Genomic DNA, 274 nt, shown 5'->3' with positions numbered 1-274 from the left:
CCAGCAACTCCTCCACCCCTTCCACTTCCCCCTCCACCAACATCACCTCCTCCCCCCTCCCCACCCCCTTCCCCCCCTCCCCCACCCACTCCACCTCCCCCACAACTACATCCCCACCCACCACATCCTCCTCCCACTCATCCCCCACCCCCACCCCCTTCCCCCCCACCACCATCTCCCTCCCACCCCCTACACCCTCACCCTCCACCCCCCCTAACCCCCGCCCTCCCCCCACCATACTCACACCCCCCACAATACCCCAACCCAAACTCCT

At 67.5% G+C, this 274-nt stretch carries 1 protein-coding gene; it reads right to left on the bottom strand.

Annotated elements, in window-relative coordinates; translation table 11 throughout:
- Positions 1-208: hypothetical protein (locus tag FS507_RS20020; protein WP_222121469.1), on the bottom strand; the 208-nt coding region annotated here is incomplete at its 3' end.
- Between the last annotated feature and the right edge of the window lie 66 nt (positions 209-274).

This window comes from Corynebacterium glyciniphilum AJ 3170 (assembly GCF_007673095.1).
In the GTDB taxonomy this organism is placed as follows: Bacteria; Actinomycetota; Actinomycetes; order Mycobacteriales; family Mycobacteriaceae; genus Corynebacterium.
The sequence above is the reverse complement of the archived record's forward strand: the minus strand, read 5'-3'. Positions and strand labels throughout refer to the sequence as shown.